Below are 25,133 nucleotides of genomic sequence, written 5' to 3' on the forward strand. Positions count from 1 at the left end.
TGGATGTGCATTGGAGGCGAGGAGCGGGTCGTGACCCATCACAGCGGCGAAGTCGACCAGTACATGGCGGAGCTGGAGCACCCGCTGAAGGCGGAGATCGAAGCCGTGCGCGCGGCCATCCTGGCCTCCGACGCCACCATCACCGAGCGCATCAAGTGGAAGGCCCCCAGCTTCGTCCACTCAGGCGATGACCGCGTGACGTTCCGCCTGGCCCCGAAGGGCATCTTCCAGGTCATCCTCCACCGGGGCGCGAAGGTGAAGGACACGAAGGGCTTCTCGTTCCAGGACGACTCGGGCCTCGTGGAGTGGCTGGCCCCGGACCGGGGCGCCGTCACGCTTCCGGACGCGAAGACGGTGAAGGCGAAGAAGGGCGCTTTGGTGAAGCTGGTGGGCCGCTGGATGGCCGCCACGGCGTCCTGAGGGACTGCCCCAGGGTGAGGGAGCGGACAGGCAGGCGGTTTTTCCAGGTGGGAGCCGGGCGGTCTTGTTAAACCCCCGGTCATGTTCCACGGCACCACCATCCTCTGCGTCCGCCGCGAAGGGAAGGTCGTCATCGCGGGCGACGGTCAGGTCAGCCTCGACAAGACCATCATGAAGAACACCGCGCGCAAGGTGCGCAAGCTGGGCGAGGGGCAGGTGCTCGCCGGCTTCGCGGGCAGCACCGCGGATGCCTTCACGCTCTTCGAGCGCTTCGAAGCCAAGCTCAAGGAGCACCAGAAGAACCTCGCCCGCGCCTGCGTGGAGCTGGGCAAGGACTGGCGCACCGACCGCTTCCTGCGCCGCCTGGAGGCGCTGCTCATCGTCGCGGACAAGGAGAAGACCTTCATCCTGTCCGGCGCGGGCGACGTCATCGAACCGGACCACGGCATCGCCGCCGTGGGCAGCGGGGGCCACTACGCCCTGGCCGCCGCGCGCGCCTTGCAGGCGCACTCCAACCTGTCCGCCCGTGACATCTGCACGCAGGCCATGGCCATCGCCGCGGACATCTGCGTCTACACCAACGCCAACGTCTCCTACGAAGAGCTCTGAGAGGACCGCCCCGTGGCCGAATCGCGCAAGTTGTCCGCCTTCACGCCTCGCGAGGTCGTCAGCGAGCTGGACCGCTACATCGTCGGGCAGAAAGACGCCAAGCGCGCCGTCGCCATCGCGCTGCGCAACCGGTGGCGCCGCCAGCAGGTGCCGGATGACCTGCGGGATGAGATCTACCCGAAGAACATCATCATGATCGGCCCCACCGGCGTGGGGAAGACGGAGATCGCCCGCCGCCTGGCGAAGCTGTCCCAGGCCCCCTTCGTCAAGGTGGAGGCCAGCAAGTTCACCGAGGTGGGCTACGTGGGCCGCGACGTCGAGTCGATGATCCGCGACCTCGTGGAGGCCGCCATCGCGCTGGTGCGCGAGGAGGAGACGGAGAAGGTCAAGCCGCGCGCGGAGGAGCTGGCCGAGGACCGGCTCATGGAGCTCATCAAGAACGGCGGGCAGGCGCGCACCACGTCCTCGCCGCCGTTCGGCTTCTCTCCGCCGCCGGCCCCCGCGCCCTCGCCGCTGGGCGACAACGAGCGGGAGAAGCTGCGCGCCCAGCTGCGCGCCGGCACGCTGGATGATCAGACCGTGGAGGTGGAGACCAGCGAGAGCTCCCCCACGTTCATGCGCAACTTCAGCGGCCAGGGAATGGAGGAGATCGGCGTCAACCTCCAGGACCTCTTCAAGAACATGCCGGGCATGAAGAACACCCGGAAGCGCAAGCTGCGCGTGCCGGAGGCGCTCCAGGTGCTGCGCGCGGAGGAGGCGCAGAAGCTGGTGGACCCCGACCGCGTCCAGCGCGAGGCCGTGGCGCGCGCCGAGTCGAGCGGCATCGTCTTCATCGATGAGATCGACAAGATCGCCAGCCGCGAGGGCGGCAAGGGCGGCGGGGGCCCGGACGTCTCGCGCGAGGGCGTGCAGCGCGACATCCTGCCCATCGTCGAGGGCTCGGCCGTCAACACGAAGTACGGCCAGGTGAAGACGGACCACATGCTCTTCATCGCCGCGGGCGCGTTCCACGTCTCCAAGCCGTCCGACCTCATCCCGGAGCTCCAGGGCCGCTTCCCCATCCGCGTGGAGCTGGAGGCGCTGTCCGGCGAGGACCTGGTGCGCATCCTGCGCGAGCCGAAGAACTCGCTGTTGCGCCAGTACACCGCGCTGCTCTCCACGGAAGGCGTGCGCCTGTCCTTCACCGACGACGCGGTGGAGGAGGTCGCCCGCATCGCCCAGCAGGCCAACGAGCGCACGCAGAACATCGGCGCCCGGCGGCTGCACACCGTGCTGGAGCGCCTGCTCGACGACGTGTCGTTCACGGCCAGCGAGATGGGCCCGCGCGACTTCCAGGTGGACGCTGGATACGTGCGCGAGCGCCTGGGCGCCATCGTCCAGGACGAGGACTTGTCGCGCTACATCCTCTAGCGCGCTAGGGTCCGCGGCCGCCGTCCCACCGCGTCGTCACGCAGAGAGAGGTACACCACCTTGCAAACGCCGTCCCCCGCATCCGCCGCTGGCAACGAAGCCCTCATCCAGAAGGCGAAGCAACACCTGCTGCAGAACTACAAGCAGCAGCCCATCGCCCTCGTTCGTGGACAGGGCACGCGGGTATGGGACGCGGATGGCAAGGCGTACCTGGACTGCATCGGCGGCATCGCCGTCTGCGCCCTGGGCCACTGCCACCCGGAGGTGGTCGCGGCGGCCAAGGCGCAGCTGGACACGCTGTGGCACGTCTCCAACGTCTTCTACTCGCAGCCGCAGATCGACCTGGCCACCCAGCTGACGGAGTGGTCCGGTCTGCCGCGCGCGTTCTTCTGCAACTCCGGCGCGGAGGCCAACGAGGCCCTCATCAAGCTCACCCGCAAGGTGATGAAGGACCGGGGCACGCCGGAGCGCTTCGAGATCCTCTCCTTCGAGAAGAGCTTCCACGGCCGCACCCTGGCCACCGTCACCGCCACCGGCCAGCCGAAGTACCACGCCGGCTTCGAGCCGCTGCCCCAGGGCTTCCGCCACCTGCCGTACGGTGACCTGGAGGCGGTGCGCCGCGCCGTGGGGCCGTCCACCGCCGCCATCCTGGTGGAGCCCATCCAGGGCGAGGGCGGCGTGCGCATGGCCCCCGAGGGCTACCTCCAGGGCCTGCGCGCGCTCTGCGACGAGAAGGGCCTGCTGCTGCTGGTGGACGAGGTCCAGACGGGCATGGGCCGCACGGGCCAGCCCTTCGGCTTCATGCACCACGGCATCCGGCCGGACGCCATCAGCATCGCCAAGGCGCTGGGCAACGGGCTGCCCATTGGCGCCATGCTGTGCCGCGAGGAGCTGGCGGTCAGCCTCTCGCCGGGCACCCACGGCTCCACGTTCGGCGGCAACCTGGTGTCCGCCGCCGCGGGCAACGTGGTGATGCGCGTCATGGGCCAGCCCGGCTTCCTGGACGACGTGCGGGCCAAGGGGGAGCACTTCCTCGCGGGCGCGCGCGCGCTCCAGGGCTCGCTGCCGGAAGGCCGCATCAAGGCCGTGCGCGGGCAGGGGCTGCTGCTGGGCGTGGAGCTGGACCGGGAGGCCGCCCCCGTCATCGCGAAGCTGCGCGACGCCGGATTGCTGGTGAACTCCGCCGGGGACGTCACCCTGCGCTTCGCCCCTCCGCTCATCATCACGAAACAGGAACTCGACGAAGCACTGGGAATCCTCCAGCGCGTCCTCTCCACGCTCTAGCAGGCGCGGGGTTCCGGGCCCCCGGGAAGGTTTGACGCCTTGCTTCCCGGGCACCTACACTTGGGGATTCGCCAGCCTGGGAAACCGACACCTTGAGCGCGCCCAACCCCATCGTCGGCCTCGGGGGCAGGACCGACCACATCGCCACGGTGCCCCACCTGGACCCGGCCCGTCTCCAGCTCAGCCCGGAAGAGGGCTCGGTGCTGGCGCTGGTGGGCCGCGTGGAGCGCATCGACTCCGTGCTGTCCCGCTCCTCGCTGGGCGAGGCGCGCACCATCGCCGTGCTGCTGTCGCTGCGCGCCAAGGGAGCCATCGTGCCCGCCCGCGTGGTGCAGCGCGCGCCGCCCGCCGCCCCGGTGGTGGACGCCGCCATGGCGGAGGAGGTGGACCTGGAGCCCGAGCAGAAGCGCGACATCATCGAGATGGAGCGCTCGCTGGACGGGATGGACCACCACGCGGTGCTGGGCGTGGCCCGGGGCGCCAGTCCGCAGGAGGTGAAGCAGGCGTATTACAACGCGTCCCGCCGCTTCCACCCGGACCGCTACTTCGGCAAGAACCTGGGCAGCTTCCGCGCCCGGCTGGAGCGCATCTTCAAGCGCCTCACTGACGCCCACAACGCCCTCAGCCGCCAGGAGCCGCCGCGCGCCGCGCCCTCCACGCCGCCGCCCGCCGCGCCTCGCGTCCCCACGACGCCGGCCCCCGTGGCGCCGCCCGCGCGCACGGTGTCCGGAAGCCACTTCGCGGCGGTGAAGCCTGCGGCGGCCCCAACGCCGCCCCCCGCCGCCGCGCCCCCGGAGGATCCGGAGTCCGAGGCCCGCCGCGCCGAGCGCCAGGCCCGCTTCGCCCGGCACCCGTACATGGCGCGCAGCCACAAGCTCACGGAGCTCATCGCCCGGGGCAGGGCGGCCACCGCGCGCGGGGACTTCGAGCGCGCGTACCAGGACTTCAACCACGTGCTGAGCCTGGATCCGAAGAACCGCGAGGTCACCCAGCTGTTGATGGAGGCGCGCCGCAAGCACGACCTGTCGCGCGCGCAGGCGGAGGTGGACCGGGGCCAGCAGCTGGAGATGAGCGGGGACTTCGCGGGCGCGCAGGCGGCGTACAAGCTGGCCGTGTCGCTCAACGGGGACCACCCGGAGGCGGCCTACCAGGCGGCGCGCGTGGGACGGGAGCTGACGCAGGACGCGCAGGAGGTGCTCAAGCTCGCGCAGCGCGCCGTGGAGCTCAAGCCCGGACGCGCGGACTACCAGCTGCTCCTGGCGCAGGTGCTGCTGGTGGCGGGACAGAAGAAGCAGGCCAAGCACCACTTCGAGGAGGTCGTGCGCCTGGACCCCGACAACGCCGACGCTCGCGCTGGCCTCAAGAAGCTGCGCTGGACGTTCACGTGATGAGGTGCATGCGTCCCCATGGCTGCTGAGCCCGAACCGCTGATCGGCATCGACCTGGGGACGACGAACAGCCTCGTCGCCACGGTGCAGGACGGTCAGCCCATCATCATCAAGAACCGCACCGGACAGCCGCTCACGCCGTCCGTGGTGGCGGTGTCGAAGAACGGCAAGCGGCTGGTGGGCGGCATCGCCAAGCGGCAGGCCATCACCAACCCACAGGAGACGGTGTCCGCGGCCAAGCGCCTCATCGGCCGCAAGTTCTCCTCGCACCCGGTGCAGGACGCGCTGCGCGCGCTCACGTACCAGGTGGTGGGCGGCCAGCACGACGACGTGCGCATCCGGCTGGCGGGCCGCGACCTCGCCGTGCCGGAGGTCAGCGCCATGATTTTGGCGGAGCTGAAGGCGGACGCGGAGGCGCACTTCGGTCGGCCCGTCACCCAGGCCGTCATCACGGTGCCGGCCTACTTCAACGACGGTCAGCGCCAGGCCACCAAGGACGCGGGCCGCATCGCGGGGCTGGACGTCCTGCGCATCATCAACGAGCCCACCGCCGCCGCTCTGGCCTACGGCTTCGGGCGCACGGTGAACGGGAAGGTCGCCGTGCTGGACGTGGGCGGCGGCACCTTCGACGTGTCCGTGCTGGAGATCAACAACGGCATCTTCGACGTGGTGGCCACCGGCGGTGACACCTTCCTCGGCGGCGAGGACTGGGACCTCCGCATCCTCGAGTGGATGGTGTTCGGCTTCGCCAAGGAGCACGGCATCGACCTGCGCAAGGACCGCATGGCGCTGCAGCGGCTGAAGGACGCCGCGGAGAAGGCGAAGGTGGAGCTGTCGTCGGTGAAGGAGACGCAGGTGCACCTGCCCTTCATCTGCACGCCGCCGGGCGGAGGCGCCGCGCTGCACCTGCAGTCCACGCTCACCCGCGAGAAGCTGGAGGAGCTCACCAACGACCTGGGCGAGCGCCTGGTGGGCATCACCTCGGAGGTGCTGGGCGAGGCGAAGGTGCGCCCCTCGGACCTGAAGGAGGTCATCCTCGTGGGGGGCATGTCGCGCATGCCCCGCATCGTGGAGCAGGTGCGCCAGTACTTCCGCCGCGAGCCCTGCAAGGGCGTGCACGCGGAGGAGGTGGTGGCCCTGGGCGCCGCCATCCAGGCGCACGCGCTGGTGGGGCAAGAGAGCGAATTGCTGCTGCTGGACGTCACGCCGCAGAGCATGGGCGTGGCCATCGCGGGCGGCTATGTGCGGCGGCTGATTCCCCGCAACACCACCGTGCCCACGTCCGCCACGGAGGTGTTCGCCACCTCCAAGGACTTCCAGCGCACGGTGAAGATCATGGTGCTCCAGGGCGAGCACGAGCTCGCGCACCACAACGAGCTGTTGGGCGAGTTCCTCCTCACCGGCCTGCGCGAGGCGCCGCGCGGGCAGGTGGAGATTGAGGTGACGTTCGACATCAACGCGGAGGGCATCGTGTCCGTGTCCGCGAGGGACCGTGACACGGGCCTGCGCCAGTCCATCACCGTCACCGCGTCCAGCGGCCTCACCGAGGACGAGCTGCGCCGCATCATGGACGAGCAGCGCGACTGGCTGGTGGCGGCGCGCAACACGGAGGAGCTGAAGTCCAGGCGCGTGGAGCTGGACACCCTGGCGCGCGACCTGGTGGACGCGCTGTCGCGCGTGCGGCTGATGCCCGGCGCCGGAGGCCTGTCACCCGACGTCATCGCCCGCGCGGAGGCCGCCCTGGACCATGCGCGGCAGGCGCGCGGCGCGGAGGACGTGGGCGCGCTCACCCGGGCCTGCGAGGCCCTGGCCCAGAGCCTGCCGCTCCTGCGCTCCGCGGGCTCGCGTGGAACGCCGGGGAGGTAGCCCATGAACGCGATCCGGGCCAAGGCGCTGGTCGAAGCCGGGTTGCTGCTGCGACTGAGTGGCGACATGGCCGGAGCGGAGAAGCTCTTCGTCCGGGCCCTGGAGCTGGACCCGGCCAACGTCCGCGCGCGCCGGCTGCTGGGGCGGGACGGCCCGGCCGAGCCCGGCGGGGACACCGGGTGGAACCTGGCGGGTCCGGAGCAGGAGGCGGAGTGGGGCGCCTGGGCCGGCCCTGCCGCGCCGGGACCCGTGGCCGCCCCGCTGCGTGAATCCGTGAGCCTCCCCGAGGGCACGGGCGTGCGCGGCGACGCGTTGGACCTCATCGCGGAGGCGCACCGCACGCAGGAGTTCGGGCTGCCGGACACCTTCACGCCGGCGGGCGGACTGCCGGAGGGCTCGGAGGTGGAGAGCCTGCTGCGCGGCGCGGAGGACCTGCTCGCGCTGGATGACCACTCCGGCGCGGTGGAGCTGCTGCGCCGGGCGCAGTCCCTGGCGCCGGAGAACCCGCGCGTGGAGGCGCTGCGCGACCGCAGCGAGCGCATCCTGGTGGCCATGCTGGAGGCGCGGCTGGGGGACCTGAACCGCATGCCGCGCGTGCGGTTGCAGCCGGATGACATCATCTGGCTCAACCTGGATCACCGCGCGGGCTTCGTGCTGGCGCAGATTGACGGCGCGGTGAGCTTCGACGACCTCTTCGCGCTGTCCGGCATGTCGCGCCTGGACACCGCGCGCATCCTCGCGCAGCTGCTCGACGAGGGCATCATCGCCCCCGGCGAGTAGGCGCGCGGGCTTCTCGCGTCACGCGGGGCGGATGACCGCCGTCCACACGCCGCGCACCACGGGCTCGCCCTTCGCGTTGAGCGTCTGCGTGGTGACGACGAGGAAGTCCATGCCGGCCTTGCGGTAGAGCTCCGTGATTTCGCCCGTGGTGGTGAGCACGTCCCCGGGGCGCATCACGCCCAGGAACTCCAGCTCCTGCTCGCCGTGCACCAGCCGCACGCGGTCCACGCCCAGCTCCGGATCCGCGATGGCGGCGCTGAAGGGGCGGATGGCGAACACCACCGCGAAGCTGGGGAAGGCGATGACGTCCCCGTACGGGCCCGCCTGGGCCGCCTCCTGCGAGTAGAGTAGGGGGCTCACGTGCTCCGGGGGCTCCCCGAAGGTGCCCGCGGAGGGCACGGAGCCGCCGAGGATGAGGGAGAACTCGCGCAGCTTCTCCCGGCCGATTTCGTAGGTGAAGGGGCCGTACGCACGGCCGACGAACTTGGGGTCCAGGGCCATGGCTATCCGAGCGAGGTTTCGACGACGGCGCCCCGGAGGACGGGCTCGCCGCGCTGGTTGGTGGCGGTGACTTCCGTGGTGAGCCGGTCCGCCGAGACGGCGGTGACGCGGCCCTGGAAGGTGACGGTGTCCTCCGGCAGCACCGGCCGGGAGAAGCGCACCTTCACGCGGCGCACCCGGCCCGGGTCGCCCACGAAGACGGCCACGGCCTCCACGGCCCAGCCCAGCGTGCAGAGTCCCTGGAGGATGACGCCGTTGAAGCCGGCCTGCCTGCCCACCTCCGGGTCGATGTGGATGGGGTTGTAGTCCCCGGAAGCGCCCGCGTAATACACCGGCCGCAGCCGGTCGCACTGGCGGACGTGCGTGAAGGTGTCTCCCACCTGGAACGTGCGTGCCATGAGGCGCGCGAGCCTACCGCATCCCCGGGCCGGGGACGTTCCACCGGAAATGAAGAAGGGGCGGCCCCCACTCAACGTGAGGACCGCCCCCGTCACTTCAGGACTTCAGGATGAAGCGCGCAGCTTACGCCTTGCGACGGCGCGCCAGCGCCATCGCCGCGAACAGCGCCATCAGCGGCGCCATGCCGCCAGCGGAGCCGCCCGTGGAGGAGCAGCCGCCGCCCTTGTTCTTCACCTTCACCGTGTAGGTCGCCTCAGCGGACGCACCGTGCGTGTCCGTGACCGTGAGGCTGAAGGTGAGGTCCGTGTCGGACTTCACCGAAGGCGCGGTGAACTCCAGCTTGGCCGTGTTGGCGCCCGTGAGGCTCACGGACGGGCCGCCCGTCTGGGTCCACGCGTAGGTGAGCGCGTCACCGTCCGGATCCTTGGCGTTGGTGGTGATGCTCACCTTGTCGCCTTCGGTCGCGGTGCTGGTGGTGCCGGACACCGTGGGGGCGCGGTTGTCCACGCTGACCTTCACGTTGACCAGGTCGGAGGCAGACTCGCCGCCAGCCGTCACGGTGAGGCGGAACGACAGCTCCTCGTCCGCGGCCACGTTGGGGGCGGTGAACTTCGCGGTGGCCGTGTCGGCGCCGGACAGCGTCACCGTCGTGCCGCTCACCTGGGTCCAGGTGTAGGTGATGGCGTCACCCTCGGCGTCGGTGGCGGTGCCGGACAGCGTCACCTCCGCGCGGGCCGCGACTTCCTGATCCGCGCCCGCGTCCACCACCGGCGGATGGTTGACGTTCTTCACCGTCACGGCGACGGCCTTGGAGCTGGTCGCGCCCGAGGAGTCGATGACGGTGACCGTGAAGGTCAGCTGCGTGTCCGCCGTCACTTCCGGAGCGGTGAACGAAGCCGTGTCCGTCTCGGCGCCGGTCAGCGTCACGGCCGGGCCGCCCGTCTGCGTCCAGGCGAACTCCAGGATGCCCTGGTCGACGGTGTCCGGATCCGTGGAGGCCGAGGCGTCGAGGACCACCTTATCACCCTCGTTCACCGTGGCCGGAGCGGAGGCTTCCGCGACCGGGTCCTGGTTCACGTTGGCGATGCCGATCTCCACCGTCTTCGGGATGCTCGTCTTGCCGGACTGGTCGGTGACGACGAGCTGGAAGGCGAGGATGTCGTTGTAGTCCACGTCCGCCACGAAGCTGGGGGTCGCGGTGTTCGCGCCCGTCAGCGTGACCGGCGTGTAGCCACCCGTCTGCGTCCAGTTGTAGGTCAGCGTGTCACCCGGGGCGGCGTCCGGATCGAAGCTGCCCGTGCCGTTGAGGGTGACGGTGGTGCGCTGGAAGACGCCGTTGACGATGGTGCCCTCGGCGACCGTGCGCGACGGACCGGGGTTGGCCACCGGGCGCAGGTTGCACGTCCCCGTGGAGGCCGGCTGCTCCGCCTGGGCCTGGAACACGGGGGTGGCACCCTGGAACTTCACGTTGTCGATGTCGATGCCGTAGCCGCCCACGCCCACGTCGGCGCCGACGACGAAGCGGAAGCGGACGTTCTCAATGCCGGCGTTCGCGAACCGCTTGGCGAAGTTCACGGTCACCGTGCGGAACGCGGGGAAGCCCGTGCTCACCGCCACCATCGCGGCGCGGTCCTCGAGCGGGTTCTCGCCGCCCACCGCGAGGTAGCCGGCGTAGCCCGGGTTCAGGCCGAACGTCTCGTAGATGTCCAGCCACTCCACGCCGTCGATGGTGAACTCCACCACCGCGCCGTCGTAGTAGGCGGGTTCGGAGTCGTTCTCGAAGGAGTGACGCTCGTTGAAGCTGAAGACGAAGTTCTGCGCCGGGTCGATCTTGATCCACGGGCTGGTCAGGGACATCGCCGCCGCGGTGGACGGGTCCTTGGCGTGCACGTAGCGGTTGGCCGTCGTGCCCTCCAGCGTGAAGTCACCCGAGGACGAGAAGACCTTGGAGTTGGTCCAGGACGACAGGCCGGCCTCGAAGGTCTCCGTGTTGGAGGCCACCGGGACGTTGTCGTAGTTGACGCGACCGTCGAACGACACCGTCTTCGCCTCCGCGGGAATCTCGGGGGAGTCGAAGGTGATGTTCAGGCCCGCGGTCGCGATGGCGTTGGACGTCGCGGTGACGTTGACCGGCAGGGTGACCGTGGCCTCGGCGCCGCGCGACAGCGCCGGCACGTTCACCGTGGTCCCGTTGGGGAACTGCAGGGTGGCCGTGGTGCTGTTGGAGCTGACGGTGCCCGCGAAGGCGCTCAGCCCGGTGCCGCCCACGTTGCGCACGGTGATCTTCAGCTCACCCTGCTCGCCGATGTCCAGGATGCCGTCCTGGTCGCAGCCGCCGCGGGTGTCGGTCAGCGCGATGGAGGTGACCTCCAGGTTGCCGCCCGACGCGAAGCTCTCCGTCACGCCGATGTGGTCGAACGTGTTGCGGTCCGGCGACTTGGCGCCGAAGCCGATGCCGCGCTTGGCGAAGGCCGCCACGAAGCGCTGGTAGTCCGCCGGATCCGACGCCAGGGCGACGGCCAGCACCGCGTCACGGGCTTCCGTGAAGGTCGGCGCGTTGGGCGTCGCCTTGTAGGCGGCGACCAGGTACTGCTTCATGCGGTTCTGCGCCTCCGCGAACGGGTGCGCGTTCAGCAGGCTCGCGTAGCACTCCCACAGCATCGTGGCCCACACCTCACCGCTGTTGTGGACCTCGGCGTTGTTGATGTTGCTCGCCGTGCTCAGCTCCAGCGGCAGCGGGGTGTAGTTCTGGATGTGCTTGAACGTGTAGGCGTTCTTGGTCAGGTCCGTCGAGTAGGGCAGGCGGCGGATGCCGTAGTAGTAGCCCTGGTTCTTGCCACCGCTGCTGACGTAGCCCGCGGTGCTGTAGACGCCCTGCCAGTTGTTGTTGCCGGCCTTGTTACGGTCGCTCTCGCGGACCTGCATCAGCATGGCGTGGAAGTCGCCCCAGCCCTCGCCCATCGAGCGGCCCTGGTTGTTGTTCAGGCCCGCGGCGTTACCGATGAGGCGGTTGCTGATGTAGTGACCCCACTCGTGCGCGATGATGCCGTTGTCGAGCGTGCCGTCGCGATCCTGGTTCGGCTCGCGCAGGAACTTCACCGTCAGCGTCTCGGTGGCCAGCGCCGCCCGCCAGGCCGCGCCCGCGTCCTGGGTGATCATCAGGGCCGGGGTCGTGACCGCGGGGTTCGTGCCGCCCATTGGGATGGGGCTGCCCGCCGTGTTGTTGACGATGACCGTGGCGATCGCGCCCGCCTGCTGGGCGTTGTCCGCCTTGACGTTGAAGTCGCACGAGCCGCGGTCGATGAGCGCGATCTTCCCGGTGAAGTAGCCGGCGTCGAACGCGTCGCAGCCATTCAGGTTGGCGTCGGGGGCGCTCTTGACGTTGCCCGTCGTGTCGTAGGCCTCCTCGCCGAAGTTCGCGGAGGATGCCTCGTAGACGCCCGCGAGCGACTGGGGCGCCGTGACGGACAGCTCGGGCGTACCGTCGAACACGTACATCTGCATGCGCGGGGACGCACCGTCCGCCGGCGTGCTCATGTTCGCGTTGTTGGTGCCGCCGTAGTCCTGCGCCTGGGCCTGGATGGGGTCGCCCTCCACGCCGCCGCGGCCGAAGTTGAACGACTGGGCGTTGGCCGAGGCCTCGTTGAAGCCCGAGTCGTAGAACCAGTCGTGCAGGAAGTTGTTCACGTAGAACAGGTTCACCACCGAGGCCTTGATCTGCTGCGGGCTGGTGCCCGGGGCCTTGGTCGTGTCGTAGACGTACGAGAACGTGTTGTCGCTCGTCGTCTCCGCGCGCATGTCGCCGCTGTTCGGCTGGAAGCCGTCCGGCGCGGACAGGTCCGCGTACGCGTCCACGTTGTTACCCGTGGTCTGCGTGGCGTTGGCCGGCAGCCAGGGGTCGTTCTTGCTGAAGGGGCTGTTGGCCAGGGTGACGTCGTGCGCCGGGCGGTCCAGCGGGGCCTGGTAGCCGTCGCGCAGGCCCGTGGGGTGCGGGGTCGCGTCGTTGCCCTGGGGACCGTCCTCCGGGATGAACGGAGACGTCGTGTCCGCCCAGACCTTGTACGTGAACGCCGCGCCGGCGTCCGCCGTCAGGTTGTTGCGGTAGAGGACCTGGCCGGTGGCCGCGGAGACCACGTAGCCGTAGTACTCGCTGGAGCGCGCGGCCTTGGGGCCGGCGTTCACTTCCACGTACCAGGCCGGCTCCAGCTTGCCGGCCAGCATGAAGAACACCTGCCGGGCGCGGGCCGGGGTGGCCAGGGCCTGCGGCAGCGCGGACTTCGCGGACGGGGCCAGCTCGAAGAAGGTGTAGTCACCCTTCGTGCCCGCGTTGACGAACGAGCCGCTCTGCGTGCCGGAGCCCGTCAGGTCCTTGAACGCACCGGACACCGCGTCCGCGGCGCCCAGGTTGAAGCCGGCGCGCGCCTTGGCCTTCGCGGCCAGGCCCAGCTCGGACGGAGCCAGGTAGCCGCTCACGGCCACCAGGCGCAGGTCCTGGCCCATGACGACCTTGATCTCATTGCGGAAGACGGGGATGCCACCCACCGACTGGCTGAAGGTCGCGATGATGGCGCCCTTGCCGGTGTTGTGCATGGAGCGCAGGCTGGCGCCCGCGACGTCGTCGCTCGTCAGGCGGTAGCTGTCCGCCACCGACTGCAGGTGCGCGCGCGCCGCGCCCTCCGGCGTCATGCCGTTGCGGATGACCGACTTGGACAGCGCACCGTCCTGAGCGGCCCACGCGAACGTGGGGACACCGAGCCGCTGCTCGGTCTGCTCGATGCGAAGCCCGCGGGACACCGCCGTGTTCGAATCCACGGCGAGAGAGCGGGAGTCCCGCTGCTCCAGGAACGCGTCGTAGTTCGACCGCTCCTTGGCCCACGCACTGGTACCCGCGACGGGCACCAGCAGCAGGCTGGTCAACAGCTTTTCCCTGAGACGCATGCGCCTTCCTTCTTGGGGGTGATGTACTGCCGGACGAGGGGACTACAGAGAGACGACGACTGCCTGAGGAGAGGACCGCCGGGGGACGGCGGGCCGCTCCCTACGGATGGCGGACCGTGGGTGGACAACAGCCCGATAGGGAACGCTTCCCAACGCCACGGGTCGCATGGACGACGTGCGCGGGCAGCTCAGCGTGGAAAGGCAGCACGCGCGGGGCGGGCAGGGCGGGAGCGACGTGCCTGGACAGCCGGAGCGCCACACCCGAACCCGGGGCGGCCCACTCGAATTGGCTGTCAACGATCTCCGGCAAGCGCTGCTCTCCAACCCACTCTCCGGGACGCGGTTGTGTTCACCGCGCCGGATTCAGTGGGAGCGCATGCTAACCAGGACACTGTTTCATTGAAAAGAGGGGGCCCCCGCATCTTTGCGTTAGCAACCCAGTAACAATTGTCAGTCTGGAATAAGCCGCAGCAGGCAGGCGGGCGCGAGCGTGAAACACGCTGCCGCGCCGCACCTTGCGCCCGGGCGTGAAGCCTGTTCAGCGGCGCGGACGGGACGCTGGCGCGCCGTCGTCGGAGGCGGGCAGCGGTCCGTGGTCAAGCGGGTCCTCCACCTCCGCGCCCTCCTTGCGCTGCTTGTATTGCTCACGCACGTACGCGACGAGCTGATCCAGATAGGACGACAGCGGCGGGCACCGCACGCCGGTGCCGTCGAGCAGCTCCAGCGTGTTGTGGCAGTTGTAGATGGCCAGGTGGTTCACGTAGCTGATGGCGGCGCGCTGGGGCCGGGCCAGCTTCTCCAGCACGGGCAGCCGCAGCATCACGTCCGCGGCGCGCGCGGACAGGTTGAAGCGCGGCAGCCGCTTGTGGGCCTTCTCCGCGATGAGCTCGTACACGCGCCGCGCGCTCATGGGGTTGGGGTCCACCAGGTGGAAGGTGCGCCCCTTCGCCCGCGCGTCGCGCGACAGCCGCCACACGGCCTGCACCACGAAGTCCACCGGGACGACGTTGAGCGGCGCGACGCCGTTGCCCGGCAGGGGCAGCGGCACCACCAGCGGCGACGTGACGAGCAGGATGCCCAGGTAGTAGGGGCCCTCGAAGCGATCAATCTCCCCCGTGCGCGAGTCGCCCACCACGCTGGACGGCCGGAAGATGGTGACGGGGAGGGTGGCGGCCGCGCGCTGCACCAGCCGCTCCGCCTGGAACTTCGTCTCCTCGTAGGCGTTGCGGAAGGACTGGCCCCGCTCCAGCTCGTCCTCGGCGATGACGCCCACGCGGTCGCCGGACACGTAGCAGGTGGAGAAGTAGTTGAAGCGGGAGAGCTTGTCGCAGTCGCGCGCCAGCTCCAGCAGGTTGCGCGTGCCGTCCACGTTCACCCGCCACGCCGTCTCCTTGGGCACGCCCAGCTGCGATACGGCGGCCAGGTGGAAGATGTCCGTCACCCGCTCGCACAGGCGCTGGTACTCCTCGCCGGACAGGCCCAGGTGCATGTCCACCGCGTCGCCGGTGAGCAGCTCCACGCGCGCGCCCTTCACCTTCGCCGCGAGCGCCTGCGCCTCCTTGAAGGCCTTGGGCTGCACGAGCGCGTAGATGTGCCCCTGGGGGTCCTCCCGCGCGATGTGCTCCACCAGCCGCTTGCCGATGAAGCCCGGGTAGCCGGTGAGGAAGTAGGTGCCAGGGCCCTGCCGCGTCTTCGCCGTGTCGCTCATTCGCGGCGCAGCATAACCGCCCGTCAGCCGTGCGCGAGCATCGCCCGCCACACGGCCTCCACCCGCGGACGGGTGGCCTCCGGCGTACCGCTGTTGTCGATGACCCACGTCGCGTGCGCGCGCTTGTCGTCCAGCGGCATCTGCGCGGCGAGCCGCGCCTCCGCCTGGTCCTCGGTGAGCCCGTCGCGCGCCATCAGCCGCGCCTTCTGCACGTCCCGGGGCACCCACACCACGGCCACGCCCGCCATGGCCTGGTGCAGGCCCGTCTCAATCAGGAGCGGCACGTCGTAGACGGCGTGGGTGACGCCCTCGGCCTCCAGCGCCTGGAGCTTCTGGAGGAAGAGGGCGCGCACCTCCGGGTGCACGATGGCGTTGAGCGCGGCCCGCTCCTCCGCGTTGGCGAAGATGTGCGCGCCCAGCTTCACCCGGTCCAGGCGGCCGTCGGGGCCCACCACGCCGGGGAAGCGTTCATTGATGCGCTGCAGGCCCGGCGTGCCGGGCTCCACGACCTCGCGGGCGAGCACGTCCGCGTCCAGCACGCGCGCGCCCAGCTCGCGCAGCATCCGGCTCACGGTGCTCTTGCCGGAGGAGATGCCGCCCGTCAGGCCGAAGACGTGCACGGGTTACTTCGCGGCCTTGGGCGTGGTGAAGACGAAGGACTGCACCGTCTTGCCATCCTCGTTGAAGAAGATGGCCACGCCCAGCTTCACGTAGAGGAAGTAGGTGCGGAAGTCGTCCGTCAGCTTGCGCAGGTAGCAGGGCGTGGCGGGCATGGCGCCGCCCGGGCACGCGGGGCCGTAGCTGTTCTCGATGGTGTCCTTCTCGATGATGGGCGCGGGGAACACGTCGATGCGCTCCACCAGCTGGGTGGCGGGGTCCACCTTGAACTGGGCCTGGGTGGTGCCCTTGATGGCCTCCTTCTGGAAGTAGGCCAAAATCTCCTTGCCGTCCTGGGTCATGGTCCGGGACGGCTCGCCGAACTTCTTGAGCACCTCCTCCTTCTTGGAGGACCCGGGCTCGATGCCCTGCCACGGCCTGGCGGAAGCAGGCAGGGAGACGGCGAGGACAGCGACGGCGCACAGGACGGCAATCACGGGGGTCCGCATCTCGACTCCTCCCTAGCGGATCAGGCAGGCACGCCTCAAGGTCCGTTACCTCAAGCCACGCACCTGTCCACCCGGTATTCAATCACGAACGAGACGCCTTGCCCCCTCCTGGGGCCTCTGCTACGTGCTCAAGGTATGTCTCCTCGTGCCTTCCGGGTCTTTTCCGCCCTCCTGCTCGCCCTCGGTGGCGGCCTCGCCGGCGCCGCGGACTTCACGGGCCCCGACAGCTGCAAGGGCTGCCACCCGGAGGCGTACGACGCGTGGATGAAGTCCAAGCACGCCCGGGCCACGGAGACGCTGGCGGAGTCGCAGAAGAAGGACGCGCGCTGCCTGTCCTGCCACGCGCCGGACCAGGCGGAGCAGCAGCTCTCCGCCGTCACCTGCGAGACGTGCCACGGCGGCGGGCAGTACTACTCGCCGTCCTACGTGATGAAGGACCCGGAGCTGGCGCGGCTGGTGGGGCTGGTGGACCCGTCCGAGAAGCAATGCCGCACCTGCCATGACGCGTCCTCGCCGTCCCTGCGCCCGTTCGACTTCAAGGAAGCGCTGAAGGCCATCGACCACTGGTCCGCGGAGCGCGCCCGCAAGCAGACCCGCGCGGACGCGACCCCTGCCACCACCCCGCCGGCTCCGGCCACGGCGAAGAAGTAAGTGACCTCCGCTTGATCAAGATCCTCGATTCCCGCTTTGTCACCACCGCCGTGGAGCTCAAGGGGCTGCCCACGGACCACGGCGCGGAGGTGGCCTTCGTCGGCCGCTCCAACGTCGGCAAGTCGTCCATGATCAACGCCCTGACCAACCGGCGGAAGCTGGTGCGCGTGTCCAACACGCCGGGGCGCACCCGCACGCTCAACTTCTTCGACGTGGACCTGGACCGCGACGGCGTGCGCCACACGGTGCGGCTGGCGGACCTGCCCGGCTACGGCTTCGCCAAGGCGAGCAAGGCGGACAAGGCCCAGTGGCAGGCGATGATCACCAGCTACCTCAAGAACCGGCACCGGTTGGAGGTGGTGGTGAGCATCATCGACGCGGAGGTGGGGCCCTCGCCGGAGGACATGCAGACGCTGGACTACCTCCAGGAGCACAACCGCCGCATCCTCGTCGTGGCCACCAAGGTGGACCGGCTGACGAAGGCGCAGCGCAAGCCCCGGCTGCACAAGCTGGCGGAACAGCTGGAGCTGCCCCGCGAGGCGGTCATCCCGTTCTCCTCCACGGAGAAGCTGGGCGTGGAGGAGGTGTGGGGCACGCTGCTGGACACCTTCGGCAAGGCGACCCGCGTCTGAGGCTGCCCGGCCCGGGCGCGCTGTGGTAGCACCCCCGGCGTGTCCCAGAACGGCAAGACGAACGGTGGTGTTTCGCCCCTCGCGCCCCGCGAGGAGCGTCAGCGGTTGATGCGCCTGTCCCCGCGCCAGCGGGTGGCGGCGCTCTTCGACGCGGAGGACACGCAAGCGCTGGTGCGCTCGCTGCCCGCGGAGGACCTCTACGTCACCATCCAGGAGGTGGGGCTGGCGGACACGACGGAGCTCGTGCAGCTGGCGTCGCCCGCGCAGTTCCGCACCTTCGTGGACCTGGGCGGCTGGGCGAAGGACAAGCTGGACCCGCACGCCGTCCTCACCTGGCTGCGCGCCGCGCGCGGCGACGAGCAGGAGGACTTCCTGCGCAAGGTGCACGCGGTGGACCTGGAGGTGGTGGAGACGCTCCTCAAGGAGTTCACCGCCGTCCACGACCTGGAGGAGAACCCGGACGTCAACCCGCAGGGCATGACGCTGGAGACCCCGGAGGGGCGCTACCTGGTGGAGATCAAGGTGGAGGGCGTGGAGATGTCCGCCATGCGCGCGCTCCTCAACGACCTCATCGCGGAGAACCCCTTCGAAGCGGTGCGCCTCTTCGAGGCGGTGCGCTGGGAGATTCCCTCCGAGCTGGAGGAGACCGCGTTCCAGTTCCGCCGCGCGCGCCTGGCCGACCTGGGCTTCCCCTCGCTGGAGGACGCGCTGACGCTCTTCAGCCGCGTGGACGTGCCCCCGCGCCCCACGGGGAAGGGGACGCCGGCGCTCACCGCCGCGGGCGGCCACGTGGACTACCTGGAGGCGGCCTTCCGGGACCTGTCCGACGTGGAGCGGATGAACGCGGAGGACGAGCTGCGCGAGGTGGCCAACGCCGTCCTCGTCGCGGAGCTGGGCGACCCGGGCGACCTGGACGCCGTGCGCCGCGTGGGTGAATGGGTGCGCGACTACCTGTCGCTGGGCCTGGAGCACCTGACGGGCGCGGACCCGGCGAAGGCGCCGGAGGTGCTGCGCGACACGCCCCTGCGCCGCGTCTTCCAGGTGGGCTTCACGCTCACGCTCCAGCTCAAGTACCGCGCGGACCGCCTCTTCAAGGTGCCGTTCGTGAAGCTGGATGACGTGCCGCTGGTGCTGCCGGAGGAGGCCGCCGCGCTGGAGGCCCTGCGGCGCAAGCGTCCGCGCCGGGCGCTGCGCGTGCCAGGCGCGGAAGCGGTGCCGTTCCGTTCGCTGCGCGAGGTGGCCGGCTCGGAGGCGCTGCTCGCGAGGGCGGAGGGCCAGGTGGCGGCGCTGGGCGCCATCCTGGGCGGCACGGAGGACGCGGCGCGCACCGTGCTGGCGCGCTTCGGCGTGTCGCTGGACGTGCTGGGCGTGGAGCGGCTGTGGGCGGCGGTGGTGTCCATGGCCGTGCTGGAGGAGGGCGTGGACGTGCGCCCCGTGCCGCTGGGCCGCACGGTGGAGCTGGGCCAGCGCCTGTTCGAAGGCACCCCGGATTCCCCCCGGCTGCGCGCGAGCGCGGCGGAGCGCGCGGTGGCGGCGCTGACGCCCGCGGTGCCGGAAGGTGCTCGCGAGGAGCTGCGTCGGGTGGTGAACGTCACGCTGGCGCGGCTGCTGTCGGAGCTGGGCCCGGCGTGGCTGCGCGAGGGGCGGCTGGACCTGATCGCCTCCGCGGTCCTACCGATGGAGAGCGCGCCGGTCCCGTAGCTTTTTCAGCCTTGCCCGGCCCGGCGGTCCCGGGCGGGCACGCAACCTCCCGAAGATACAGGCCTCCCGCGTTGCCATCCTCTGGCACGCGCGCTGCTTTGGCCCTCGCCCGCTAGCTGCTTGCCACTTGGCAAGGTGCAAGCGGCCAGGATTCCACGAGGGCCAGGGGCACGCGTGTGACGGGACGAGCGACCGACAGCGAAGGGGTGGCGTACATGGGACCGGGCGCGGAGGGGCAGCGTCGCGACGTACTGGCTTTCTACATGCTCGCGGGGTTCGCGGCGGTGATGTACGCGGTGCCGGGTGAGTGGATCCCCGCGCTGGAGCCGCTGCGGCTCGCGCTGCTGACTTCAGGGCTGGGCGCGGGCCTGATGGTGATGCGCCGCATCGGCAAGGCGGAGCCCGTCTTCTTCGACGGCGCGCGGGGCATCGCGCTCTTGGCGTTCTCGTCGCTGGCGTTCTGCTCGGTGGCGTGGAGCGTGAACCCGGAGGTGACGCGCTTCCAGGGCGTGGAGCTGCTCAAGCTCACGGCCATCTACCTGACGCTCGTCAACGTCATCACCACGCCCAAGCGGCTGGCGGTGGTGTGCGGCGCCATGGTGGTGGGCGCCATCGTGACGTCCATTGGCGTCATCAACTGGTACCGCGTCGGTGAGAACATGGTGGAGGGCTTCCGTTCGCGCTGGGTCGGCGTGTACGCGGACCCCAACCACATGGCCATGAACATGGTGCTGGTGGTGCCGCTCGCGGTGGCGTTCCTCGCGCGCAAGAGCACCCCGTGGGTGTTCCGCGTGCTGTGCGCCGTTTCGGCGGTGCTGGCGGTGGTGGCCATCGTGCTGTCGCACTCGCGCGGCGGCTTCATTGGCCTGTCGGTGGCGATGGCGCTGTGGGCCATCCGTGAGAAGCGCCGCATGCAGGCCATCGTGCTGGGCACGGTGTTCGTCGCGGGCCTGGCGGTGTTCGCGCCCAAGAGCTTCTGGCAGCGCAATGAGACGGTGGCGTCGTTCCACGAGGACGCGTCCGCCATGGGCCGCGTCTACGCGTGGCAGGTGGCCAGCCGCATGAGCCTGGACAAGCCGCTGTTGGGCGTGGGCGCGGGCGGCTTCCGCTACGCGTGGTTCCAGTACGCGCCGCCGGAGGCGCACCGCGCCTACGTGGCGCACAACATCTTCCTCGACGTCATCGGGGAGCTCGGGTGGATTGGCCTCCTGTGCTTCCTGGTGTTCTCGGGTGGGGCCGTGGGCGGGGCGGTGGCCGCGTCCGCGGACCCGGAGATGGGCTGGCTCGCACGCGCGCTCAGCGCGGCGGTGGCGGGCTACCTCATCTGTGACTTGTTCTCGGGCTACATCCTGTCCGCGCACTGCTACGTGCTCTTCGGCCTGGCCGCGAGCGCGCACCGCATCGCGCAGGCACGGGAACGTGCTCTTGGGGTGGGGAGGCAGCCGGCGGTGAACACCGCGCCGGTGGCCACATGGGAGGGGTCTGGGCATGCGGCGTGAGGATGCGCGGTTGGGGCAGGAGCCCCTCCGCCTGGTGCAGTTCACCCGGTCGTTCCACATTGGCGGCACCGAGGTGCAGGTGCTGGAGCTGCTGCGAGGCCTGCCCTCCAGCTATCAGTTGCAGGTCTCCGTGCTGGAGGACGCCGGGCCCTTGGTGGGCTCGGTGTGGAAGCTGGGCCACGCGCCGGAGGTGTTTCCACTCAAGGGCTCGCTCGTGCAGCCCAACACGCTGATGCAGATCCACCGGATGTCCCGGTGGCTCAAGGCGAACCGCGTGCAGCTGGTGCACGTGCACGACTTCTACTCCAGCATCCTCGCGGTGCCGGCCGCGAAGCTCGCGGGCGCGAAGGTCATCGTGGGCCGGTTGGACCTGTCCCACTGGCAGGGCAAGGCCCGCCGCCTGCTGCACGCGCAGATGACCCGCATGGCGGACCACGTCGTCGCCAACGCGGAGGCCATCCGCCAGCTGCTCATCCGCGAGGAGGGGCTGCCCGAGTCGCGCATCTCCGTCATCCACAACGGCCTGGACCTCCCGCGCTTCGATGCCCGCGCGGCCGAGGGGCTCAAGGACGCGCTGCCGGACTCCGGCGGCGTCCCCACGGTCATCCACGTGGCCAACATGAACCACCCCGTGAAGCGGCAGGAGGACCTACTCCTCGCGCTTGCCATGCTGCGTCATGAGGGCACGAAGCTGAACGCGTGGTTCGTGGGGGACGGGCCCCGCCGGCCGGCGCTGGAGAAGATGGCGCACGACCTGGGGGTGGCGGAGGGGGTGCACTTCCTCAAGCACCGCACGGACGTTCCGGCCCTCTACGGGCAGGCCACGTTCGGCGTGCTGTGCTCCACCGCGGAGGGCATGTCCAACGCGGTGATGGAGGGCATGGCGGCGGGGCTGCCCATGGTGGTGACCCGGGTGGGCGGCAATCCGGACCTCATCCAGGACGGCGAGCGCGGCCTGGTGGTGGAGCCGGAGCGTCCCGCCCAGCTGGCCCAGGCGTTCCGCCGGCTGCTGGCCAACCCCCAGGAGGCCCGGAAGATGGGCAAGGCCGCCCGGGGCTTCGTCGCCCGCGAGCTGTCCCTGGAGAAGATGGTCCGCACGCATGACGCGCTGTACCGCCAGGTGGCAGGACTGCCCCCAGGCTGAAAACCCGCCCTCCAGGGCCGGGAAATGTCAGACCGATCTGGATAATCCACGCCCGTCCTCAAGCAATTGGGGGCGGGCGCGTTTCGTATTCGGGGGGCGGCGCGCTTCCGCCCGGTCGCAGTGTGTGTGCAGGTTATAGATGGGAATAGCGCGATTTTCGTGGAGATTGATGGGCGGTCTGTGGTAATGGCGCCTCGGGCGTTGCCGGGAGCGCTGCTCATGCCCACCCTGGGTGTCGCGGATCAGGCGGTGCAGGAATCACCGCCGGTGCGCAGGGGTTTCGAAGGAAACGGACGCCGAGCGCGGGGCCCGAAAGACGGGACGCGGGGCGGACGGCAGGAAACATGAAGGTGGCGTGGAGTCAGGCCTTTGAGCCGCTTCACATCCGCCCGCGACTTTACGAGGCCCTGCCAGTCGGTACGAGGCCCGGGGCGCTCGCCGGTAAAACTCCAAGGTGCCGGCGAGCGCTCTCTTTTTTTCTCATCCCTCTAGCGAGGTCGCGGCCCGGCCGCCGTGCCTCAGCCTTCGTCGACCAGGTCGAAGCGCTGGCCCACGCCCTTCGCCACGGCGACGTCGTAGAGCGCGCGGGCCAGGGCCACGTCCTGCACGGCGAGGCCGGTGGAGTCGAAGACGGTGATTTCAGAGCCGGTGCGGCCGGGCTTGCGGCCGGCGACGACCTCGCCCAGGGTGCCGGCGAGCTGACCGGCCTGGATGAGCCCGTCGTGCAGCGGCACGTTGACCTCGCCGGAGTGGAGGGCCTGCTCCGCGTCGTCGATGAAGACGCGCCCCTGGACGAGCAGCTGCGGATCCAGCTCCTGCTTGCCGGGAGCATCCGCGCCCATGGCGTTGATGTGGGCGCCAGCCTGGACCCACTCCCGGCGGACCACCGGGGCGCGCGCGGGCGTGGCGGAGCAGACGATGTCCGCGCCAGAGGCCTCCTGGAGGCTCACCACGCGGCCGCCCTTCTCCTTCTGGAGGGCCTCCGCGGCCTGGGCGTTCACGTCCGCCATCAGCAGCTCCAGGTCCCCGAAGAGGGCGCGGTGCGCGTCGATCAGGACACGCGCCTGCACGCCGCAGCCCACGAGCCCCAGCGTGCGAGGCTGCTTCCTGGCCAGGTACTTGGACGCGATGCCGCCCGCGGCGCCGGTGCGCCATGCCGTAAGCAGCGTGCCATCCAGGATGGCCAGCGGGGACGCGGTGTCCGGATCGCTGAGGACGTACACGGCGCGCACCGTGGGCAGGCCGTGCTTGCGCGGGTTGTGGGGATGGGCGTTGACCCACTTCACGCCGGCCGCGCCGTCGAGGAACGCGGGCATGGCGCGGAAGTCACCTTCGTACTTCGGCAGGGACAGGTACACCTTGGGAGGCATGAGCGCGTCGCCGCGGCCATGGGCCAGGAAGGCACGCTCGACGGCTTCCAGACCGAGCTCGACGGTGTAGAGGCCGCGCAAATCCCTGGCACTGAGGAGAAGGGTGGGCATGGGCGCGCTATACCCAACCGCCCTGGCCCGCGCACGCGCCGAATCCAGCACCGCCGCCCGCCCGGCTGCCTGTGTCATCCTCTGGGCGGAATGTCTGCCATTGACCCCTGTCCCAGTCGCCAGCCGGAGAGGCGCTGCTGGCGGCGCTGGAGCGCGACCCGGAGGAAGCTCGCGGGCCGGTCGCTCGCCGTGGTGCCCGGGCTCCTGCTGGCCTCGGCCACGGACTGGGCGCCCGTCGGTGGCAGGCGCCCAGCGTGCAATCAGTTACCCAAACCTTGCACCTGCACAGGTGCAGTGCGCAGGCTGGTCGTCCCGTCGCCGATTTGGCCGAAGTTGTTGTAGCCCCAGGTCCAGACCATCCGCGTCCGTTTAACGCGGTGGAGAAAAGCAGAGCAGAATCAAAGACATAGGTGCAGCCGAGCAGGCAGGCCCGTCGAAACGGAGGGACGAGGAACATTCTCCCGGCATGAAGAAGAGCACTCCGCGGGCGAAGGTGGCAGAGGGACTTCGGGCACTGGTGTCGGCCGAGGACATCCTGGAGGCCGCGCGGCGGCTGGGGGCGTTGCAGCGCCAGCGCAAGGTGGACCTGGTGGCGCTGGTGGAGGCCACCGTGGCCGCGGTGACGCCCTCGAGCGTTTCAACCACGCCTTCGGGCAGTTGATGCGTGAGGTGGCGAGCCGGGCCGTCCAGGCCGTGCGAGAGGCCGTCGGCGAGGACAAGCCCTTCAATGAGTTGGGGGCACTGCTGGAGGAATTCACGGACGTGCAGGTGGCCGACTCCACGTGCCAACTGCTGCGGCGGCTGGTGGCGGACTGGGCCCCGTCCACCAGCGAGGCGAGGCCCGCCGCCTTCAAGTGGCACGCGCTGGTGTCGCTGAGAGACGAGTTGCCGGTGGCCGACGGGCTAACACCCCAGCGTACCCAGGACACGCGCGCCCTGCCTGAGGAGGCGCTGAGTCCCGGCACGCTCACCTTCATGGACCTGGGCTACACGGACACGGGCCGCTTCCTCGACGCGATTGAGGCCGGGGCCCACTTCCTGGTGCGGCTCAAGGCCCAGCACGACCCGAAGGTGCTGCGGGTGCACGTGGGCAAGGGCGAGCGTGTACGCGCGCGTGGCATGCGCCTGACGGATGCGCTCTTGCAGGGCGTCCTCCAGGAGGAGGGCGGCGTCATCGACGTGGACGTGCAGTTGGAGAAGCACGGGCGCACGGCCCAGGCGCGTGTCGTGGCCGTGGAAGGGCCGGAGGGCGAGCGGCGCTGGTACCTGACGACGGTGGGCCGCGACGTGCTGACGGCGCTCGAGGTGGCCGAGGCCTACCGTCTGCGCTGGCGAGTGGAGCTGCTTTTCAAAGCCCTCAAGTCTGGCGTGGGGCTGTCGGCGCTGCGCGCCACGCGGCCGGGCGCGGTGCTCGCGCTGGTGCTGGCACTGACCCGCTGCGCCCCGCTGCTGCTGTCGCACGCGATGATGAGCCGGGGCGTGACGCTGGAGCAGTTGGAGGAGCGCATCCTGCTCATTGCCGGGGTGACGGCTCGCTCACGCCAGCAGCGCCGAGAGCGGGAACGGCGCAAGCGGGAGGCTTCCCTCGGGAGCGGCGGCTAAACCGGAAGCGGATG

Annotated in this window: 22 protein-coding genes; 14 read left to right on the forward strand and 8 right to left on the reverse strand. The window is 70.2% G+C overall.

Annotated features, from left to right (window positions below; translation table 11 throughout):
* The first annotated feature begins 30 nt into the window (after nucleotides 1-30).
* From D7X96_RS18560 to D7X96_RS18590, 7 genes are all read left to right on the forward strand, one after another.
* Nucleotides 31-420, forward strand: a complete 390-nt coding sequence (locus D7X96_RS18560; RefSeq protein ID WP_244219640.1) for a DUF1801 domain-containing protein — start codon at nucleotides 31-33, stop codon at nucleotides 418-420.
* Nucleotides 421-501: 81 nt separating this feature from the next.
* Nucleotides 502-1,029, forward strand: coding sequence for an ATP-dependent protease subunit HslV (gene hslV, locus D7X96_RS18565; RefSeq protein WP_120547868.1), 528 nt, complete (start codon nucleotides 502-504; stop codon nucleotides 1,027-1,029).
* 12 nt (nucleotides 1,030-1,041) lie between these two features.
* On the forward strand, nucleotides 1,042-2,439 hold the full coding sequence (gene hslU / locus D7X96_RS18570) for an ATP-dependent protease ATPase subunit HslU (protein WP_120547867.1): 1,398 nt from the start codon (nucleotides 1,042-1,044) through the stop codon (nucleotides 2,437-2,439).
* A gap of 60 nt (nucleotides 2,440-2,499) precedes the next feature.
* Nucleotides 2,500-3,723: an aspartate aminotransferase family protein gene (locus tag D7X96_RS18575; protein ID WP_120547866.1), complete on the forward strand. Its 1,224-nt coding sequence runs from the start codon at nucleotides 2,500-2,502 to the stop codon at nucleotides 3,721-3,723.
* Between the two features lie 92 nt (nucleotides 3,724-3,815).
* On the forward strand, nucleotides 3,816-5,111 hold the full coding sequence (locus tag D7X96_RS18580) for a tetratricopeptide repeat protein (protein ID WP_121770338.1): 1,296 nt from the start codon (nucleotides 3,816-3,818) through the stop codon (nucleotides 5,109-5,111).
* An 18-nt stretch (nucleotides 5,112-5,129) separates the two neighbouring features.
* Nucleotides 5,130-6,977, forward strand: coding sequence for a molecular chaperone DnaK (gene dnaK / locus D7X96_RS18585; protein ID WP_120547864.1), 1,848 nt, complete (start codon nucleotides 5,130-5,132; stop codon nucleotides 6,975-6,977).
* A gap of 3 nt (nucleotides 6,978-6,980) precedes the next feature.
* Nucleotides 6,981-7,757 carry a tetratricopeptide repeat protein gene (locus D7X96_RS18590; RefSeq protein ID WP_120547863.1) on the forward strand — a complete coding sequence of 259 codons (777 nt, stop codon included), beginning with the start codon at nucleotides 6,981-6,983 and terminating at the stop codon, nucleotides 7,755-7,757.
* 18 nt (nucleotides 7,758-7,775) lie between these two features.
* On the opposite strand, the gene D7X96_RS18595 is transcribed toward D7X96_RS18590, so the two are convergent.
* The 6 genes from D7X96_RS18595 to D7X96_RS18620 form a co-directional block, all read right to left on the reverse strand.
* On the reverse strand, nucleotides 7,776-8,258 hold the full coding sequence (locus D7X96_RS18595; protein ID WP_120547862.1) for an FAS1-like dehydratase domain-containing protein: 483 nt from the start codon (nucleotides 8,256-8,258) through the stop codon (nucleotides 7,776-7,778).
* A 2-nt stretch (nucleotides 8,259-8,260) separates the two neighbouring features.
* Nucleotides 8,261-8,656, reverse strand: a complete 396-nt coding sequence (locus D7X96_RS18600; protein WP_120547861.1) for a MaoC family dehydratase — start codon at nucleotides 8,654-8,656, stop codon at nucleotides 8,261-8,263.
* Nucleotides 8,657-8,780: 124 nt separating this feature from the next.
* Complete coding sequence (locus tag D7X96_RS18605; protein ID WP_121770339.1) at nucleotides 8,781-13,595, reverse strand: myxosortase-dependent M36 family metallopeptidase; 4,815 nt, start codon at nucleotides 13,593-13,595, stop codon at nucleotides 8,781-8,783.
* Between the two features lie 538 nt (nucleotides 13,596-14,133).
* The gene (locus tag D7X96_RS18610; RefSeq protein WP_199747042.1) at nucleotides 14,134-15,303 is read right to left on the reverse strand and encodes an SDR family oxidoreductase; all 1,170 of its coding nucleotides are present in this window, start codon (nucleotides 15,301-15,303) and stop codon (nucleotides 14,134-14,136) included.
* A 23-nt stretch (nucleotides 15,304-15,326) separates the two neighbouring features.
* Nucleotides 15,327-15,923, reverse strand: a complete 597-nt coding sequence (coaE, locus tag D7X96_RS18615) for a dephospho-CoA kinase (RefSeq protein ID WP_120547858.1) — start codon at nucleotides 15,921-15,923, stop codon at nucleotides 15,327-15,329.
* 3 nt (nucleotides 15,924-15,926) lie between these two features.
* Entirely contained in the window at nucleotides 15,927-16,409 is a 483-nt protein-coding gene (locus D7X96_RS18620) for a hypothetical protein (RefSeq protein ID WP_120547857.1), read from the reverse strand.
* A gap of 135 nt (nucleotides 16,410-16,544) precedes the next feature.
* Here D7X96_RS18620 and D7X96_RS18625 point away from each other — a divergent pair, with 135 nt between their 5' ends.
* The 5 genes from D7X96_RS18625 to D7X96_RS18645 all read left to right on the forward strand — a co-directional run bounded on the left by D7X96_RS18625 (nucleotide 16,545) and on the right by D7X96_RS18645 (nucleotide 22,036).
* Entirely contained in the window at nucleotides 16,545-17,060 is a 516-nt protein-coding gene (locus D7X96_RS18625) for a multiheme c-type cytochrome (protein WP_120547856.1), read from the forward strand.
* Nucleotides 17,061-17,071: 11 nt separating this feature from the next.
* Entirely contained in the window at nucleotides 17,072-17,692 is a 621-nt protein-coding gene (yihA, locus tag D7X96_RS18630; protein WP_120547855.1) for a ribosome biogenesis GTP-binding protein YihA/YsxC, read from the forward strand.
* A 39-nt stretch (nucleotides 17,693-17,731) separates the two neighbouring features.
* Complete coding sequence (locus tag D7X96_RS18635; protein ID WP_120547854.1) at nucleotides 17,732-19,393, forward strand: DUF6178 family protein; 1,662 nt, start codon at nucleotides 17,732-17,734, stop codon at nucleotides 19,391-19,393.
* A 215-nt stretch (nucleotides 19,394-19,608) separates the two neighbouring features.
* Nucleotides 19,609-20,892, forward strand: coding sequence for an O-antigen ligase family protein (locus D7X96_RS18640; protein ID WP_120547890.1), 1,284 nt, complete (start codon nucleotides 19,609-19,611; stop codon nucleotides 20,890-20,892).
* On the forward strand, nucleotides 20,882-22,036 hold the full coding sequence (locus D7X96_RS18645; protein WP_121724294.1) for a glycosyltransferase: 1,155 nt from the start codon (nucleotides 20,882-20,884) through the stop codon (nucleotides 22,034-22,036). The genes D7X96_RS18640 and D7X96_RS18645 overlap by 11 nt, the downstream gene beginning before the upstream one ends.
* Before the next feature lie 518 nt (nucleotides 22,037-22,554).
* On the opposite strand, the gene D7X96_RS18650 is transcribed toward D7X96_RS18645, so the two are convergent.
* Both D7X96_RS18650 and D7X96_RS41495 read right to left on the reverse strand, forming a co-directional pair.
* Entirely contained in the window at nucleotides 22,555-23,517 is a 963-nt protein-coding gene (locus D7X96_RS18650; protein ID WP_121770340.1) for an ornithine cyclodeaminase family protein, read from the reverse strand.
* A 260-nt stretch (nucleotides 23,518-23,777) separates the two neighbouring features.
* Entirely contained in the window at nucleotides 23,778-23,876 is a 99-nt protein-coding gene (locus D7X96_RS41495) for an RCC1 domain-containing protein (protein WP_120547851.1), read from the reverse strand.
* 107 nt (nucleotides 23,877-23,983) lie between these two features.
* On the opposite strand from D7X96_RS41495, the gene D7X96_RS18660 reads away from it, so the two are divergent.
* Nucleotides 23,984-24,178 carry a hypothetical protein gene (locus tag D7X96_RS18660; RefSeq protein ID WP_121724295.1) on the forward strand — a complete coding sequence of 65 codons (195 nt, stop codon included), beginning with the start codon at nucleotides 23,984-23,986 and terminating at the stop codon, nucleotides 24,176-24,178.
* The gene (locus D7X96_RS18665; protein WP_121770341.1) at nucleotides 24,178-25,119 is read left to right on the forward strand and encodes an IS4 family transposase; all 942 of its coding nucleotides are present in this window, start codon (nucleotides 24,178-24,180) and stop codon (nucleotides 25,117-25,119) included. Before D7X96_RS18660 ends, D7X96_RS18665 begins: the two co-directional genes overlap by 1 nt.
* The last annotated feature ends 14 nt before the right edge of the window (nucleotides 25,120-25,133 follow it).

Origin of the sequence: Corallococcus interemptor, from assembly GCF_003668875.1 — a bacterium.
GTDB classification, from domain to species: Bacteria; Myxococcota; Myxococcia; order Myxococcales; family Myxococcaceae; genus Corallococcus; species Corallococcus interemptor.